The organism is Desulfosporosinus metallidurans (assembly GCF_001936615.1).
GTDB classification, from domain to species: domain Bacteria; phylum Bacillota; class Desulfitobacteriia; order Desulfitobacteriales; family Desulfitobacteriaceae; genus Desulfosporosinus; species Desulfosporosinus metallidurans.
Map to the genome: position 1 here is coordinate 43,123 of NZ_MLBF01000024.1, position 17,394 is coordinate 60,516.

The 17,394-nt window shown below is 45.5% G+C and carries 15 protein-coding genes and 1 pseudogene; 2 read left to right on the plus strand and 14 right to left on the minus strand.

Annotation, left to right across the window (positions count from 1 at the left end):
- Nucleotides 1–37: 37 nt before the first annotated feature.
- From DSOL_RS27355 to DSOL_RS14785, 5 genes are all read right to left on the minus strand, one after another.
- On the minus strand, nt 38–265 hold the full coding sequence (locus DSOL_RS27355; protein WP_139314486.1) for a hypothetical protein: 228 nt from the start codon (nt 263–265) through the stop codon (nt 38–40).
- 254 nt (nt 266–519) lie between these two features.
- Entirely contained in the window at nt 520–963 is a 444-nt protein-coding gene (locus DSOL_RS14770; protein ID WP_075365594.1) for a HutP family protein, read from the minus strand.
- Nucleotides 964–1,326: 363 nt separating this feature from the next.
- The gene (gene murJ / locus DSOL_RS14775) at nt 1,327–2,898 is read right to left on the minus strand and encodes a murein biosynthesis integral membrane protein MurJ (protein ID WP_075365595.1); all 1,572 of its coding nucleotides are present in this window, start codon (nt 2,896–2,898) and stop codon (nt 1,327–1,329) included.
- 87 nt (nt 2,899–2,985) lie between these two features.
- On the minus strand, nt 2,986–4,074 hold the full coding sequence (spoIIP, locus tag DSOL_RS14780; protein ID WP_075365596.1) for a stage II sporulation protein P: 1,089 nt from the start codon (nt 4,072–4,074) through the stop codon (nt 2,986–2,988).
- Nucleotides 4,075–4,211: 137 nt separating this feature from the next.
- A complete protein-coding gene (locus DSOL_RS14785) occupies nt 4,212–4,541 on the minus strand; it encodes a phage holin family protein (RefSeq protein WP_075365597.1) in 330 nt (109 codons plus the stop codon).
- Nucleotides 4,542–4,741: 200 nt separating this feature from the next.
- Between DSOL_RS14785 and rpsT the strand changes: the two genes are divergently transcribed.
- Nucleotides 4,742–5,014, plus strand: a complete 273-nt coding sequence (gene rpsT, locus DSOL_RS14790; protein WP_075365598.1) for a 30S ribosomal protein S20 — start codon at nt 4,742–4,744, stop codon at nt 5,012–5,014.
- A gap of 62 nt (nt 5,015–5,076) precedes the next feature.
- Here the strand turns inward: rpsT and holA are convergent, their stop codons facing one another.
- The 4 genes and pseudogenes from holA to DSOL_RS29745 all read right to left on the minus strand — a co-directional run bounded on the left by holA (nt 5,077) and on the right by DSOL_RS29745 (nt 11,676).
- The gene (gene holA / locus DSOL_RS14795) at nt 5,077–6,075 is read right to left on the minus strand and encodes a DNA polymerase III subunit delta (protein ID WP_075365599.1); all 999 of its coding nucleotides are present in this window, start codon (nt 6,073–6,075) and stop codon (nt 5,077–5,079) included.
- A 301-nt stretch (nt 6,076–6,376) separates the two neighbouring features.
- Nucleotides 6,377–8,914: a DNA internalization-related competence protein ComEC/Rec2 gene (locus tag DSOL_RS14800; RefSeq protein WP_075365600.1), complete on the minus strand. Its 2,538-nt coding sequence runs from the start codon at nt 8,912–8,914 to the stop codon at nt 6,377–6,379.
- Complete coding sequence (locus DSOL_RS14805) at nt 8,911–9,564, minus strand: ComEA family DNA-binding protein (RefSeq protein WP_075365601.1); 654 nt, start codon at nt 9,562–9,564, stop codon at nt 8,911–8,913. Before DSOL_RS14805 ends, DSOL_RS14800 begins: the two co-directional genes overlap by 4 nt.
- A gap of 785 nt (nt 9,565–10,349) precedes the next feature.
- Nucleotides 10,350–11,676: pseudogene (locus tag DSOL_RS29745) on the minus strand (PhoH family protein).
- Nucleotides 11,677–11,883: 207 nt separating this feature from the next.
- Here DSOL_RS29745 and DSOL_RS27985 point away from each other — a divergent pair.
- Nucleotides 11,884–12,273, plus strand: a complete 390-nt coding sequence (locus DSOL_RS27985; protein ID WP_170871518.1) for a hypothetical protein — start codon at nt 11,884–11,886, stop codon at nt 12,271–12,273.
- A 64-nt stretch (nt 12,274–12,337) separates the two neighbouring features.
- On the opposite strand, the gene leuS is transcribed toward DSOL_RS27985, so the two are convergent.
- The 5 genes from leuS to nadD all read right to left on the minus strand — a co-directional run bounded on the left by leuS (nt 12,338) and on the right by nadD (nt 17,085).
- Nucleotides 12,338–14,806 carry a leucine--tRNA ligase gene (leuS, locus tag DSOL_RS14820; protein ID WP_075365603.1) on the minus strand — a complete coding sequence of 823 codons (2,469 nt, stop codon included), beginning with the start codon at nt 14,804–14,806 and terminating at the stop codon, nt 12,338–12,340.
- A 179-nt stretch (nt 14,807–14,985) separates the two neighbouring features.
- Nucleotides 14,986–15,348 carry a ribosome silencing factor gene (gene rsfS / locus DSOL_RS14825; RefSeq protein ID WP_075365604.1) on the minus strand — a complete coding sequence of 121 codons (363 nt, stop codon included), beginning with the start codon at nt 15,346–15,348 and terminating at the stop codon, nt 14,986–14,988.
- Nucleotides 15,335–15,916, minus strand: coding sequence for a bis(5'-nucleosyl)-tetraphosphatase (symmetrical) YqeK (gene yqeK, locus DSOL_RS14830; RefSeq protein WP_075365612.1), 582 nt, complete (start codon nt 15,914–15,916; stop codon nt 15,335–15,337). The genes rsfS and yqeK overlap by 14 nt, the downstream gene beginning before the upstream one ends.
- 173 nt (nt 15,917–16,089) lie before the next feature.
- Nucleotides 16,090–16,341 carry an RNA recognition motif domain-containing protein gene (locus DSOL_RS14835; protein ID WP_075365605.1) on the minus strand — a complete coding sequence of 84 codons (252 nt, stop codon included), beginning with the start codon at nt 16,339–16,341 and terminating at the stop codon, nt 16,090–16,092.
- Between the two features lie 135 nt (nt 16,342–16,476).
- Nucleotides 16,477–17,085 (minus strand): nicotinate-nucleotide adenylyltransferase, encoded by a 609-nt coding sequence (nadD, locus tag DSOL_RS14840; protein ID WP_235838839.1) that lies wholly within the window; start codon nt 17,083–17,085, stop codon nt 16,477–16,479.
- Between the last annotated feature and the right edge of the window lie 309 nt (nt 17,086–17,394).

Sequence of the window (17,394 nt, forward strand, 5' to 3'; positions counted from 1 at the left end):
ATATACGCTGGCCATGACTCAAACAGGACGTTTGAGATTAGAGCGCTGCCAAGACTCGAACAAGGATGTTCGAGGTTAGAACACCGCCATGGATGGCTAGGTGTCGTGATGGCAAAGCGTCGTGATGGCCTAGTGTCCCTGTAGCCATGACTCGAACAGGACGTTCGAGGTTAGAGCGCCGCCAAGGATGGCAAGGCGCCGTGATGGCGAGAAGGGACGATCCAAAAAGTAATTTCACATGGGCTTGAATAAAACGCCATCGCATCACCTCCCTCAATCGTTATAAGGAAAACCTTGCTAAGGTTACACTTCTGACTGGTATTAAAGAAAAAGAGAGAGAGCCCTTAATTTTGATTAATTAAGGGCTCTCTAAAACACTTTTCCGCTCCAAATCATCCATAGATTTGGTGCCCGGTTATGAAATTATACTTTTCTCAAAGAAATCTATATCACTTTGCACTCTATCACTCTAAACACTAAACCACACTAATCACTTTGACACTCTTAATCTTGCTCTAATCAAAGATGCATAAATCCCAATCCTACCCGAGCATGTTCTAATAGGGGATGAAGGGAAGAACGTCCATAAATTGCTACAGCAATCCATTCTGTGTCTGTCGTTAAACCAATCTTCAGAACATAACTGGCATTACTATTGTTATGAATAAAAATACTGTTGCTGGCTTCCAAGGTCGCATGTATCAATGCGTGAATCTTCCGAGCCTCTTTTGGGATGACACCAGTGTTAAAGGCTGTTGCAATGACCGAATTCGTTAATTTTCCGGTATGTTGAAGATTTGTTTCAGTTCCTCCGAGTTCCGTCACACCACTACGCATATCATACGCTTCGAGAAGGAATCTCTTAAGCTTATCCTCATCTTCTCTTGTCTCTGTCAAGGCTAGACGTATTGCGGACCGTTCCAAGGAAGGTCGCCCTTTTTTAACCGTTTTAGGATCTTGCAAAGCGTCCCCTCCCTTTCAAATAACAAATAAAGAAAACTTGGCTAGCGCGAAGGCGGTCGCCTTAGTTGCACTTATGCCACCTGAAATTTATACTTTCTGATTGGTACAGAAAAAGCCGCCAGATATCGAAAAGATATCTTGACGGCTTCGTTGCCGAATGTTTAACACCCGATGTTTGACACCCAAATGTTCAACTAAGTATTATTGACTATAGTACCTTACAATTTGTCATTTGTCACTATGTAAAATCGCCCCTATCGATCATAATACAGTATTATTTCGCTTTATATAAATCGAACATCATTTTGCTCGATATCAAGCCCATTACATTTCAGCTACTAAATAATATCCATGGCGGGACCACTACCGCGTTCCAATCTTTCGTTGCACCAAACCCATCGTCTGCGTAAACTCTTCCATTCTCAAAAGTTTTGCCATCCCAGCAAATACCAAAACTCCAATTACTGTTCCAGTAACTAGTATAATCACCGAAGCCATCGTGCGGATACCAATCAACGGGGTCAACCATCCACTCCACACCCAAATCACAAACGCCATGAAAAGGGACGCAACTAAGGATTTTACGCTTGTCCAAAACATGGCCCAGCCGTCAATTCGTCCTAAACGCCCGCGCAACACGTAAAACAATAACAGCATATTCGCGAAAGCAGCAATGGTCGTAGCAAAAGCCAATCCCCCGTGAGCGAGAGGATGAACTAATAAAACCATAGCCAAAATATTGATGGCCATGGAAATAATCCCCAGAATAACTGGAGTCCAAGTATCCTGAAGTGCATAAAAAGCCCTAGGAAGAATTTGAATTACGGACTGCGAAGAAATCCCAAGAGCAAAATAAAACAAAGGTATCGCCGTGGTCAAGGTATCTTGGGCGGTAAAATGCCCATGTTGAAACAAGACGCGTATAAGAGGGTAGCGCAAAACGATCATACCGACCGAAATCGGCAGAGTGATAAAAATTACCATGCGAACGGCCTGTGATATCGTTTGGCGAAGTTTATCCCAGTGCTTCAAAGCCGCTTGTTCTGTCATCGTAGGAAAAGTAGCTACTGCAATAGCTAATGCGAAAATTCCCACCGGCAATTGGAAAAGTCGATAAGAATACCATACGGCAGTGATGCTCCCCGGAAGCAAAGATGACCCGAAGTTATTATTGACCACGACCTGAATTTGATTTAAGGAATAACTGATGATAATGGGCACAGCAAGAGCCCCGATCCGGCGAACACCGGGATTGTGCCAGTCAATAATCGGGTAGTAACGCACCCCCACTTTCCTCAAAGAAGGGATTTGCACTGCAAAGCTTACAAACGCTCCCACAACAACCCCAAAAGCAAATCCAGAAATACTATTAGGTTTTGCCGGATTTGCTAAAATCGTCCCAAAAAAGATAACCGACGCATTATAGAGCACTGTCCCTAAAGCAGAAGGCCAGAAAATCTTATAAGAATTCAGGACACCCATCGTCAAACCACTTAAGGCCATAAACAGCGGTTGGATCAAAAGAATTCGAGTCAAGTTGGTCGCGAGGCCTATATTTCCGGTCTTAACAAACCCTGGAACCATCAAACGGAGAAACTGGGGAGTAAAAATCAGTCCCACAAAGATCAACAAACCAAGCGTGAGGAAGATTAAATTTACAACCGAGCTGACGACACGCCAACCCTCCTCCTCTTTTCCTTTAGCAATATATTCGGAAAGGACAGGTATAAAAGCAGCGCTTAAAACCCCACCCACGAGTAACCAATATAATAAATCTGGAAGAACGAATGCTGTATTATAGGCATCCGTGGTACTACCCTGACCAAAGAAACCAGCCATCAGTGATTCTCGCAAAAAGCCTAATATACGTGATGCCAATTGGGCCGCCATTAAAAATCCGGCCGCTTTCACAAGAGTGCGGTTGGTTGATGACATCGAGCTAATCCCTTCTCCCCATCGTCCTAATCTACCTTCCGCATTATAGCATTTTTTGCGAGACGATAAAAGCTAGAGCAACCTCACTCATCGTTTCAACCATTCGGCCAAAATCTCTGCCACAGCTTCTGCCGAGCCATTGGCCTCAGCGAGCGTATTTACTTGGCTACCAAACTCCAACAACAACCCGCCATCAGACAGGTGTTGGTTATACCGCGCATCGGCTGCATAACTAATATTCGTTGAAAAAAGCCCTGGATATTTCTTTTCCCCTAATGCCATAAGTTCTTTGGCTAAAGCCTCGTTCTTTTGCCAGTGCGGATTCTTCTTGCCGATAACCACCAACACCTGGCTGACCTTTTGTCCCTTTACCGTAATCGTCGACTTTGGCACCCCAGGTGGAAACCCATCTCTATGAACATCTATTAAAACCTTCAGATTGGGATAATCTTTGGTCATTTGGGTTGCTGTATTTACAGAAGACCCATACGCTTTCATGAAATCCACAGCATCATGTATTTGCAACGAGTGGACTGCACCGATGCCATTTTGTTCAAGGGCTTTTTTTAATGTTTCCCCGACCGTAACGACATCTCCATTTTCTCCCTGTCGCCGTTCAGGACCTCCATCCCCTGCATAGCTCTCACTATTATGCGTATTATAAATTCCCACTAGAATCCCTTTTGCCCCGGGAACTGGTACCGACGGAGGAGCCACAACCGTATTCCCTGAAGGTTTTGGCGTGCCACTTTCGATTGGCTCAAGAATTGGACCTTCAAACTCCGGATCATTGGGATTATAAGCCCAACCTAACCATACCGGACCTTGTGGAGGAGGGGAAAAGTAGCTTAGAAAGAACGTTCGAGGGTCTGCAACATTCACACCCGTTAATAAAAACATACCAACCGCCGCTCCTTGGTTCCTTGTTAAATCCAAGCGAGGACGCTCTGGCTGAGAGTATCCTGGAACCCCTTCCATCAAAATGGACTCAAATGGGAACGACTGTTGAGCCAGAAGCCCCACAAGTTGACGAGAACTTCCGCTTTGGAGAGCGTAAGCTAAGCCCAAGACAATGAGAATACTGACTAGGCCAAGAAGAAATCCTCGAAACGATTCTTTCAATCTCCACATCCGCAAATGTTTTTTTTGGCGTTGATAAAAATCTTCCCGTAGCAAAGGACTTATCCCCCTTCCTCTTTATTGAAGAAGTATGAGGGACAAGTCCAAGGTAGAACTTAACAAATTCGTTTTTAATCTAAAATATTTTTAGAAGCTTAAGGACTCCTAATCAATTCTGGCTCTTATCTAATAGGCTAACGAAGCGTCGTTGGAACAAAACTATCGACAATTCCAATGACCAGGGATGCCAACAAAGCACCAATAATGGAAACTGAAATAGAACCAGGAACGATAAACTGGCTTAAATAAATCACGACAGCGGCCGTGATAAATCCGATCGAACCCCGTCCCATGCGAGTAATTTTGTTTCCAAACGCCCTTTCTATAACATAACCAAGTAAAGCGATCACCACGGCGGCGATCAACGCTCCAGTAAAACCAGCCACCCGAAGTCCCGGAACGATATAACTAACCAGAAGCAGAACCACAGCTGAAACGATAAACCGCACGATCATTCCTAACATTGTAAGACCTCCAATCATTTTATTGAGGATCACTTTATTTCTAGAGCGTCCTTAAACTACAGTCTTAGTTTAAACAATATCAACGAAATTTATTAATATATCATTTTCGTTCTGAATTCCCTTGATAATTACGAATCCTAATGTTAAAATATAGTTTGTGTACAATCGAGGAATACCATTACCAAAGGAGGTGACTATTAGTGCCAAACATTAAATCCGCCATTAAAAGAGTTGAGTTGGGAAAAGCTCGCATGATTAAGAATGCTGCTGCGAAATCTTTCTTACGAACGACGATTCGCCGTTTTGAAGAATCAGTCACAACGGATTCAGAGACTGCAGCACTCGCTTTGAAAAAGGCTACTCGTGCTTTGGATAAAGCCTCCTCCAAGGGTTTGATTCATAAGAACTTAGCAGCTCGCAAAAAGTCCCGGCTTACTAAAAGATTCAGTAAGCATTTTGCCCAAGTTGGGTAAAAAATGAATACAAAAAAAGAAAGCGAATTCCGCTTTCTTTTTTTTTGTTCCTTTTTATCAATTCATCCACAAAACCTAATAATCATCATTTCCAACAAGAGTCCCGGATCCCCGCCACTGGTTTTTAATGCCAAATCAGTCTTTAAGCACTCAGACAACGCCTTAGATAATTGTTCAGTAGATAACTTTACAGATTGTTGCCAGATTTTCTGCGCTTCAAAGGGTGAGATTCCTAACAAGGACGGGGCCTCGACCACATTTCCACCACGCCTGCGCAGGGCATTACAGCCCAGAAGAAGCCGGACTTGACGGACGAGCAGCGTCAAGACCTTCAAGGGATGCTCTTCCAACAAAACCTCGTGCAAAGTTCCTAAGGCCTTTGCGGAGGATCGATTAGCCACCGCATCCAAAAGATCAAAGACGCTTGCCTCAATCGTACGGGTGGAGATCGTCTTAATGTCATCAGTTGTTATCGTTTGGCGCCCCTCTGTGAAAATCACGAGTTTATCTAATTCTTGGCTTAAAACACCGGTATGATGTCCTACCCATTCGATAAATTGGTAGGCTGCCTGAGTGTCCATAGATTTTCCCCGAGCTTTTAACTCCAACTGAACCCAAGCTATCCATTCCTGCGGTCGTTTCGGAGCACAAAATTCTAAGATCTCCCCACCTTTAGCGAGCATCTTATAAAACTTTCTTCCCTTATGTACGCTTTCGGCCATAAATAGGAGACACGTCGAGGGGTTGGGGTTGGAAAAGTAGTCAAGAAACGGTTCTAAATCTGCCGTTTGCCCGTCCTGAAAATAGGTCACCTCTTCAACGACCACGAGGCGGTTGGCGAAGAAAGACATGGTATTGGCTCGCTCTACAATGGTGGCGGGAGACAACTCCTTAGCGGAAACCACTTCTATTCCACTTCCAGAAGGATCCGTCATGAAATAGAACGACTTAAGGACTTTCAAAGCCTCTTGAATTAAGAAGCGGTCCTCCCCATACCACAAATAAACGGCTGGAATTTTTCCCTTCGCTACGCTTTCCTTAATTCGTTCGATTTCACGCATCTCAATCCACCTCCTAGTATTCGTTCGATGAACTAAAACTGAACAGAAGACACTATTTCTTATTCTATCACACTACTGATTTCCCCGTAACTGCCTCATACGTATTCATAGATGATACTTTCCCGTACATTCCCCCTTTTCATTATGAGAGATCCCACAAATAAAAAGACCCCCCACGGTCCTTGGATCGTGAAGGGGCAAAAGAAAGAGGAGGAGAAAAGAGATGTTCCTTGCTATTGTTACCCAATATTTCCTTTTTATACATTCAGATAATAATTAATGGTAATAATTATAGTGATTTCTAATAACGAGGAATAGATTGCCGACCCGTGACGATTTCCATCCCGCGTTCTCCGATCAAAAAATTCAGTGTTCCGTTTTCGTCCGTCCTAAAAACCGGGATGTGACGTTCTTCCCAATACCCCAATACTTCCGGCGAAGGATGACCAAACGTATTTTTCCCCACTGAAATCCATACTGCTTGGGGATGTATCCCATCCAGCCAGGGTCTATCCAGTGAAAATCGACTCCCATGGTGGGGTTCCTTAAAAAGGTCAGTTTCTAAATCTACGCCCGTCTCAGCGATCTCCTCCATTTCTTCTTGCTCCATATCCGCTGTTAGCATGACGCTTTGCCCTAGGTAATGAAGCTTGAGAACTAAAGAGTTATTGTTCTGGTCCGAATGCGTCCCAGTAAGAACCTGATGCGGCCCCAGCACCTCCAGCCAGGCTCCTGAGTCTAGATCGATCCGATCTCCTGCCTGAAGCATGCTCAAACCCTCTGAATACTGAGTTAGTTCAAAAGGAAGCCCGTCCTTCCATTCTTCATTTTCCAGTCGAGCTCCCACAGCAGGGACCCCAACCCAATCTGTGGGAATATTAGCGAGCACCGCACGGACTCCCCCGATATGATCCTGATGCTCATGGGTAATCAGCAGAGCATCCAAATGCCGAATTCCTCTTTCCAATAAGTAAGGCAGAACAATACGCTCTCCAACATCAAAACGTTCACTGCGCGGACCCGCATCTAGTAAAATAGCATGTTTCTTGGGCGTTTGGATTAAAATTGCATCCCCTTGCCCCACATCAATCATCACTACTTCCAGATCGTTCTGGGAATTCCATGGACTCCATAGCAAAAGAAAAATAAGTAGAGCACCACCCAAGCGAGCCAATAATCCATGTCTAAACATTGAACTACTACTGGAGATCTCCACCATTAACCCTTGTGCAGTGCGACGAATTCCCGCAGGACATTGTTCAACGATCTTCCCAGCCATTATTTTTGACCCACTACCAAAATGGAGCATCCTCACTTTGACTATAAAAAGCACGCGCTCTTTTCCCCACAGAACAGTACCTATACCCCCGTACCAAATCAGCCAAAAGAGGGGTCCTGGGTTTAAAACCCAAACATCAGCGTAAGGTAATTCAGCCAACACCTTTAACATCCCATTTGTTCCAGCTAAAAGCCATAAGCTAACCTGAAACAAAGGAGCAGACAGGAACCCTGAAAAAGAAAGGACTACCCCGATAAGACCCACTTCGAGCACACTACCCAAGATAAAAAGGATAAAGACATTTGCAAAAAATCCAATCAACGACAACCGATGAAACGCAGAGATCAAAAGCGGAAGTGTAGCCACTTGCGCCGCTAAAGTGCCAGCAACAGCGAAACGAAATAGGGTGGGGATGCGTTCAAACAACGCTCTCTTGAGAATCCGGGGGGTAAGTACAACAATGCCCCAGGCGGCTGCAAAAGAAAGTTGAAAACCAAGATCCTGAATGATTAAAGGGTTCTGGATAAATAGGCCTGCCGCAGCAAAAAACAACCAACGCAACGTGGCCACTTGTCCCCGCCCCAAACGCCCCAGTAAAACCGCAATTCCCAAAACAGTCGCTCTGATAATCGGGGCATTACCTCCACAAAGCGCAGCATAGAGTAGCAATACTAAAATCGTTCCACTAATTCGAATTCGCTGAGATAATAAACTTAGAAGCATCCAGGAAAGTGCAAGTACAAAGGCAACATTTGACCCCGAAGCCGCAAAGACGTGTAGCACGCCCGTGACCTTGTAGCGCTCTTGGACCTGCTCCGGAATACGGCTAGAATCTCCGAAGAAGATCCCCTCTAAAACTCCAGTTTCCTTCGGATCCCACCCCTCTAGCTGACTTCGGACTTGCTGGCGAATCTTCCAGGTTAGACTGGGTTCCCCCACAGAAGTGAGCACAGCATCCCCTTTCGCATTCAAAGTGCCGCTTAACCCTCTAACCCCATAATAAAGGCGCAGGTCAAACGCACCCGGAGTACCCACCAGCTTTGGTCTTTCCAAGCGCGCTTGAAAACTCACATGATCCCCGGATTGAACCCGTTTCCACTCTCCAGGAATCTCCCCCAATTTATTAGCATAAACAGTCAGGCGATAAGTCTGACCCTTAAGTTCTTGCCTAAGATCAGCCTGAGTATTGCTGAGGTTCTTCTGCGTGTCGGCGCCTGGTTCCACTTTCTCGACGCGCAGTGTCCCAACTGCCTTATCCTCTAACATATTCCAGTCTTGTAAAAGACCCACAATCTCTACATGATCCAAGATGAGGGGCTCTGGCAATGTTCGGTCCGCTAAAGCACCGTACACAAAGCCAAATAAGAGACTTGCACCCAGTAAAACAATCTCAGGCCGAAACACTCTACCAAAAAAATCACGGGGCCGCCATAAAACAAGGCGTACCCCTATCAGAACAAGAAACGCTAAACCCCAGATTCGTGTTGGTTCTGGCAAATATGCGCCAACCATTCCCCCTATCAACAGGGCTGCCGATCGTCGAATCCAGGTATCTTTCATGGGGTAACCGTCACTTGAGAAGCCATCTTCTCATAAGTTTTAGCTCCAATTCCGGAAACATTTTGCAAGTCTTCAGGGCGTGCAAATGGTCCATGTTCCGTCCGATATTGAATAATGTGTCCCGCTAATGCCGGTCCAACTCCAGACAGCTTGTCCAGTTCCACCTCTCCAGCGGTATTAATATTAATTTTCCCACCAGCCGTTACTGGACTAGTGCTTCCAGAGTTTATCGATTCAACGCTAACCGTTCCGGTACCGATCCCCTTCGTTGACCCAGTATTATTTGCGGTACTACTCACGACACTTGATGAACTTCCAACTCCTGTAGAGATCGCGGGAAGAGGGAGGCTCTTATACGGAACCGAAACCTTTTGTCCATCCTTAAGTTTTTCGGCAGGATTCATACTATCTACGTTAGCCTCCTGTAAAGGATGAACCTGCTTTAGAGCATCATCTAAGCGGGCATCCGGGGCTAAATGAACAAGCCCTGGTTTCTCTACTGCTCCGGCAACGTAAACAACGATTTCTCGGCTTGTAACCGTTTTTTGAAGATAGGCATTAGCTCCATGGGGCAAAAATAGTTTCCAAATTGCAAAAATCACGAGACCCACGAGCACAAGCCACCAAGCATAGCGCAGCTTACGTTCCATTCGCAGTTACTCCCTTTCTATTTATTAAGCTTATCCAAACAGGCTTGCATCTCTTATCGTAGAGTGATTAGTTCTGATTTCGCTCTATTCCTTCTTTTTCCTGCTGCGAAATCCTGTTTATCCTGTCGGATCTGGTAGTTTCAAGTAACTGGATATGCAAGTATTGGGGACGGTTCCTGACTTGCATAATATCCTTGCTTAACTCAACAAACTTTGGCCTCCTTTTCTTTTCAAATCCCTTCGTCACATTCTCTGACCATTGTACAGACCACTGTCTCCTGAATATAGTGAGAAATTTAATTCATATGTTCGGATGCGAGCATATGTGATGCAAGTCCGAGAACCGTCCCCGACTTGCACCCCCGACTTGCACCTACTTGCATGAAAACGACCGACCCCAAATACGGGGCAGTTAAAGTTGAATACAAGTCAAGGACTGTCCCCGATTTGCATGTAGACGGTGCACACGAAGTGTGCCATCCCCCCAAACGCTCCATCTCCCGTCTTCCGTTCCCCGACCCAAGCCTAGGACGCAGTGTGACACGAGCGCGACGTATTTACGTAAGCAGATTAGCAAACTTCCGTTAAAGCGACCGACCCCAGACACGGGGCAGTGCACAAGGAGGTGCACTGCCGCCAACTGCGCCAAGGACGGCGCATTTGGCGGGAACCCCGCTCCCAAAGACGGGAGCTTGAACGGTTAGTTTGCTCTGCGTCGTAGTACCGAGCGCTGTGTTACACAAGTCCTTCTCTGCGTCGTAACACTGAGCGCTGTGTCACACAAGTTACAACAACTGAGCGGTCTGCGTTGCAAGTTCACTTCGCTCCCCATGAATTAGTCGGACCTGGCCGTAAAAAGATTGTCCATTCAGGCGCGAAGCAACATACGCAAGCCCATTACTTTCTTTGTCCAGATAAGGATGATCAATTTGATCCAGATCTCCGCAAAGCACAATCTTTGTGCCCTCACCAGCACGGGTAATAATCGTCTTAATTTCGTGCACTGAAAGGTTCTGAGCCTCATCAATAATCATAAACTGGTGAGGAATACTTCTGCCCCGGATGTAGGTGAGCACTTCAATTTCAAGTTGCCTCTTCTTGACTAAAAGATCAATGGCACTGTCAATCAAAGCATCACCGCTCCTTTCACGTTCCTTTTCCCGGCGTGGACGAAGCAAATACTCGAGATTATCATAAATTGGTTGCATATATGGGCGAACTTTCTGATCCTTTTCCCCCGGAAGAAACCCAATGTCCTTACCAAAAGGGACAATCGGACGAGCGCAAAGCATCCTAATATAAGTTTCAGCATGAACTGTTTGTTCTAAGCCGCTCGCCAAAGCCAGCAACGTCTTTCCTGTGCCTGCTGGCCCCATCAAATTGACCAACTTAATCTCCGGATTGTTGAGCATTTCCAAGGCCCAGGACTGTTCTAGATTCTTAGGTCTAATATCCCAGGAAGCGAAATTCCCCCCCCATCTGATAGACTAATCTCGTCCCATCCTTAGAAGAAACAAGGGGAAGGACACTGTTATCACTAATAACTGCTTTTATGCAGCGGTTCGGTGGCATGGGAACCTCTAAGGGAATATATTCATTTTGGTAGAGTGCGGCAACCTCCGTATCCTCAAGCGTCAATATTACGATCTCATCTAAGATCGGGGGGAGAACTACTTTATCATTACTGTAATCTTCAGTCAAAATTCCCAAAGCGTCCGCTTTGACGCGCATGGCAATGTCTTTGGTAACCAAAATAACAGTGCGTTTTTCTTCACGCGCCAAGTTTAATGTGACCGCCAGAATCCGATTGTCTGCCAAAGCCAGGTCCGAGTTTATCGGCAAAATTTCATTAGAATAATGATTTAACTCAATCCGAACCTTACCTCCGTCCGGCAAGAGAACACCCTGAGAAAGTTGACCCTTGCCTCGTAAACGATCAAGATGACGGATTGCCTCCCGGGCAGCTCGACCAACATTCTCTAAAAGTCGTTTCTTACTTTCTATTTCTTCTAAAACTACATAGGGAATAACGACATCGTTATCACGGAATTGAAACAGTGCATTAGGGTCGTGCAGTAACACACTGGAATCAAGTACATATACTTTTTGCAACAATAATACACCCCTTCTTTAACGCTCTCTAATACTATATTCCAGATCATGCCAATTATCTTCAACATGACAGCCCGTTACTGATCCCACTCTCTCTTAAACTATATTCCAGAATGAACTAAGCATTCTCAACCCGCTGAACCCCCCTAAAAAAATCCCCTGCCCTTAAAAATATAAACGACCCCTATACAAGATGGCGCACACGAAATGTGCCGTCTCGATGAACGCAAAAAGGGACGGTTGTTGACTTTGTTCCAAGTCAACAACCGTCCCTACCATTCTTCTACTATCCCCGATTTAAGATACAGACAGTGCACACGAAGTGTACCGTCCACCCAAACGGTCCATCTCCCGTCATTCCATCTCTCCGTCCTCCGACCCAAGACCGGGACGCAGTGTGACACGAGCGCGACGTATTTACGTAAGCAGATTAGCAAACTCCGTGAAAGCGACCGACCCCAGACACGGGGCAGTGCACAAGGTCCCTTCTCGCCATCCTTGGCTACAGGGACACTCGGCCATCCTTGGCCAGCGGATGTGCACTGCCGCCAACTGCGCCAAGGACGGCGCATTTGGCGGGAACCCCGCACCCCATAGCCGGGAGCTTGAACGGCTAGTTTGCTCTGCGTCGTAACACCGAGCGCTGTGTCACACAAGTCCCTTACTTTACAACCACGTTAACGAGTTTACCTGGAACCGTAATGACTTTAACAATCGTTTTCCCTTTCGTCCATTCACTAACTTTGGGCAGGGAAAGTACCATAGGTTCCAACTCTGCAGCTGATAGTTCAGCGGACACTTGAATTCGGTCACGAACTCTCCCATTGACCTGGAGAATTACAGTCACTTCATCTTGAACAAGGGCGGTTTCGTCAACCTCAGGCCAAGGCTGTTGGTGAATGCTCTCTGTATGCCCAATTTCCCGCCAAAGTTCTTCCGTAATGTGCGGAGCGAAAGGAGCAAGGAGGATAAGAATTCCCTCCAACGCCTCCCGGCTGACTGCAGCATCCGCCGTTGGCTGTTCCTTGTAGATATACAAGGCATTGACCCATTCCATGATGGTGCTAATCGCCGTGTTAAAATTAAAGCGAGTTCCGATATCTGTCGTCACCCTCTGAATGGCTAGGTGAGTATGGCGGCGCATTTCCTTACTAAGAGTGTCGAGGTAACCCCATCCTCCCGCTTGTTGAATGGACGCAATTCCAGCAACTAACCGCCAAACACGATTGAGGAAACGATAACACCCTTCAACCCCTTGATCACTCCACTCCAAATCTCTCTCTGGGGGGGCAGCGAACAGGATAAATAATCGTGCGGTATCTGCTCCATATTTTCCAATGATCACTTCTGGACTGACAATATTCCCTTTGGATTTAGACATTTTGGATCCATCCATACAAACCATCCCTTGCGTAAGCAAGTTTTGGAAGGGTTCATCCACCTTTATGTATCCAAAATCTCGTAAAGCCTTGGTAAAAAACCGCGCATACAGGAGGTGTAGGATCGCATGTTCCACCCCACCGACGTACTGATCCACATTCATCCATTGATCCACGGCAGCTTTGGAAAAGGGTAGCTCCGTGTTACGAGGATCAGTATAGCGAAGAAAATACCACGAAGAACAAGCAAACGTATCCATCGTATCCGTCTCTCGCCGAGCATCCCCACCACACTGCGGGCAGGTTGTTTCAATAAACGACGGCGAGGTGGCTAGCGGGTTTTCTCCAGCTTTAAAGACAACATCCGCCGGGAGCATTACGGGCAACTGTTCGTCCGGAACCGGTACGGTTCCACAGGATTCACAATAAACCATTGGAATGGGTGCACCCCAATAACGTTGACGTGAAATGAGCCAGTCACGCAACCGAAAATTAACTTTTCGTTGACCTACGCCAAGGCGCTCCGCTTCATCGGCAATCCTCTCCCAGCCCTCATCATTCTTTAAACCGTCAAACGAACCGGAATGAACCATAACCCCTTCTCCCGTGTAAGCTGCCTTAAGGGGCTGATCTTTCGCTTCCGAGGGGCTTCCTAGAGGCATAACAACCGTTTTAATTTCTAAGTTGTACTTCGTTGCAAATTCAAAATCCCGTTCGTCGTGAGCGGGCACACCCATGACAGCCCCCGTTCCATATTCTAAAAGAACGTAGTTGGCAATCCAAATCGGCACTTTTTCCCCACTGAGCGGATTGAGGCAATACGCCCCGATGAACAGCCCTTCCTTTTCAGCGTCAGTGGATGTTCGTGCAATTTCATTAAGGCCATTCATTTTTGTGATAAATGCCATCACATTTGCTTCATACTCCGTCCCACCGACCAGTTCAAGGACAAGTGGATGCTCCGGGGCTAAAACGACATAGCTCACCCCAAAAAGAGTGTCAACTCGGGTAGTGTAAACTGAAATCTTCTCCGAGCGTTCTTCCAGAGCAAATTGAACTTCCACCCCTTCAGAGCGGCCAATCCAATTACGTTGCATGGTTTTTACCTTTTCAGGCCATCCCGGCAACTTATCTAAATCTTCAAGCAAAACATCCGCATAATCTGTGATTTTAAAAAACCACTGCTCTAAGTTTTTCTTTGTCACTAGGGTATCACAACGTTCACACGCACCATCCACGACTTGTTCATTGGCAAGTACCGTGCTACAGGACGGACACCAGTTCACAGCAGCTTTCTTCTTATATACCAGACCATGTTTGTAAAACTCTAAAAACAACCACTGCGTCCATTTATAGTATCCCGGGTGACATGTCGCCATTTCCCGGTCCCAATCATAGGAAAGCCCCATCTCCTGCAGCTGACGCCGCATGTTCGCAATATTTTTCCAAGTCCAGTCTGCCGGAGGAGTTTGGTGCTTAATCGCAGCATTTTCTGCGGGCAAGCCAAAGGAATCCCAACCGATGGGGTGGAGCACATTATACCCTTTCATCCGTTTGAAGCGAGCAATGACGTCAGCAATAGAATAGTTACGCACATGCCCCATATGCAAATTTCCTGAAGGATAAGGAAACATGGCCAGAGCGTAATACTTAGGCTTTGAGGAATTCTCCTCTGTCTTATAGGCTTTTTTCTCCGCCCAGTGTTTCTGCCACTTCGATTCGATCTCGGAAAATGAATATTTCTCTTGCATAGACCCTTCCCCCTTAAATTATAGAAAACCCTCAATCCGTAACTTCTAGTTACACATATGTACCCCAAAACTATTACTTAACGATATGTAAGTCAAGGGAGAACCCCCAAAAACGTTTACATCCAGATATGCCAAAAATCCCCCCGTCCCAAAGGGACGAGAGGCTTGCTCCCTAGAGACTAATTCACATTAGTATCGAATGAGACTACTTCCGCATCTTTCCAGAGACGCTCAAGCTGATAAAATTCGCGCTGATCCGGGGTCATAATATGAACCACTAAATCGCCACCGCAATCCATTAAAACCCATTTGGCCGCTGGTAATCCCTCAAGATGAAGAACGGAAACTCCGATTTCTGGCAGCTTTTCTTCCAAATGGTCCGTTATTGCTTTAACCTGAGTGGTTGTATTCCCTGTCACAATCAAGCAATAATCTGAAACCTTCGAAATACTCCTCAAATCCAGAAGGGAAATATCCCCACCTTTTTTGTCTTCAACGAAACTAACCACTTTACTAAGCATTTTTTGATCAAGTTCCAACATTTATCCTCCTTTGCAAATCCTCATAGGTCAATTCGGTTAAGGGGTGAATAGGACGTTTGCTTTCTCTCAAATATATTAAAGTGTGTTTCACACATGCCAACGTGCCTTTTTCTAAATCATCATACAAGGATTGGCGCAACTTGTCCACTTTTGGAAAGTCACGACTGGATTCCGTTAGATCCGCACTATAAATAAGCATTTCCAAATGGGACATACCAGGTCTCCCCAACGTATGATTCGCAATAGCCGCCAAGACGTCGGAATCTCCTACTTTAAAATAATGTTCTAACCAATAGGCCGAAAGACGTCCATGTAAAACATAAGGACTTTGTTCATCTTCAGGATAGTGAAGCAAATTCCAACGACGAGCAAGATCTAACTGATCCTTAATAGGGAGTTCTTTGGCTAAATCATGTGCTAACCCAGCGCACCGTGCTTGGACTGGATCTAATCCATGATGTTTCGCCAAATTCACAGCATGATCGGCGACAGCCAAAATATGATTAAATCGCTCCTCCGAAAGAACGCGAGTCGCAAGATTCAGCACATCTTCCTCTCGTAATTCCACTTTTTCCTCGCTCCCCTTTATCTCTTTACTTTCTCTCAATGTTCTATTGTACCAATTAAACCCTTCAACTGCAAAAATTATTTAGCGAACGGGCAAAGACACTTCCTCCCAACGCACAAAGAGACCCCCCACAATCAGTCCGAGGGTCTCCGACATAACAGTCTGTAAAGATTTCACATTTGTTTCGGCTTGGCTTCATTGACTGTTAAAGGTCGTCCACCATAATCTTTGCCATTTAGCTCTGTAGCTATACGTGACGCGTCCGCTTCATCGACCTCGATAAAACCGAATCCCCTAGAACGGCCGGTTTCACGGTCGGTAATAATCCGACTGCTTTCCACATGCCCATAACTGCCAAAAAATTCACCGAGTTCGTCCGCAGTCGTATTCCACGGGAGATTGCCGACATATAGTGTTGTTGTCATTATAACTGTCACCTCTTGTCCAGAATTGATTCATTGATCGTTCTTAGTATGATCAAATCCAGACAGAGTATGCGAACGTATCAATTGATAATTAAACGAACTGAGTGAATTTTTTAGAATTCCATTAAGTGCCTTCTAATTTCCGGCATAAAGCCCATTTTGTTGAATAAAAAGGCGAACGGGCTCAGGCAAAAGATAACGAATGGGTTGCCCATGCCTAACGCGGGAGCGAATATCCGTTGAAGAAATCGCTAAGGCCGGAACCTCCAAATGATGAATCCTGCCCTGAGCTTCCGGGTGTTCATGTTGGACCTTAAGAAGAAAATCACTCGCTTCAAACCCAGGACGGGCCGCACCAATAAAATGAGTCAGCGTTAAAATTTCTGCGGCCTCACGCCAAGAGAAAATCTCACGCAGAGCATCCGTACCTGTAATGAAATAAAGCTCATGGTCTGGCCAAGCGCGGCGCAAAATCCGTAATGTTTCCACAGTGTAAGACGGGCCTTTTCTCTCAATTTCCACGGCCGAACTATCAAAAGCTAGATTATCCTGAATGGCCCGTTCAACCATCTCATAACGTAATTCTGCGGCTGAGATGTCTCTTCGATTCTTATGAGGAGGGGTCCCAGTCGGGATAAAGAGCACTTTATTTAGATTAAACTCTCCCCTCGCCATTTCCGCAGCAACTAGATGCCCATAATGGATTGGGTCAAAAGTTCCACCCATAATACCTAATTTGTGCATTTTTACCCCCATATTTCATTTTTGTTATATATTATAGTCTATTTAGCCTCTGTATGAATTTTACAGCCTCTTATTGTAAATTTCAATTATTTTGTGAGTTATCCTCCCATTTGTCTAATTTTCATTGAAAATGGCTACACCTCCCCCTACCCCAAAATTATATATCCTATTAAATTGTTTAATTTCTATGAGCTGCTAAAAACTAATTTAACTAATTCGGCTTTATACTTCAGCAGATATAGTCCTTTTAATAAAAGCCTTTTTCCTGACCCTTTTGGGCCATTTCCATTAACGTCAACATCATTAACT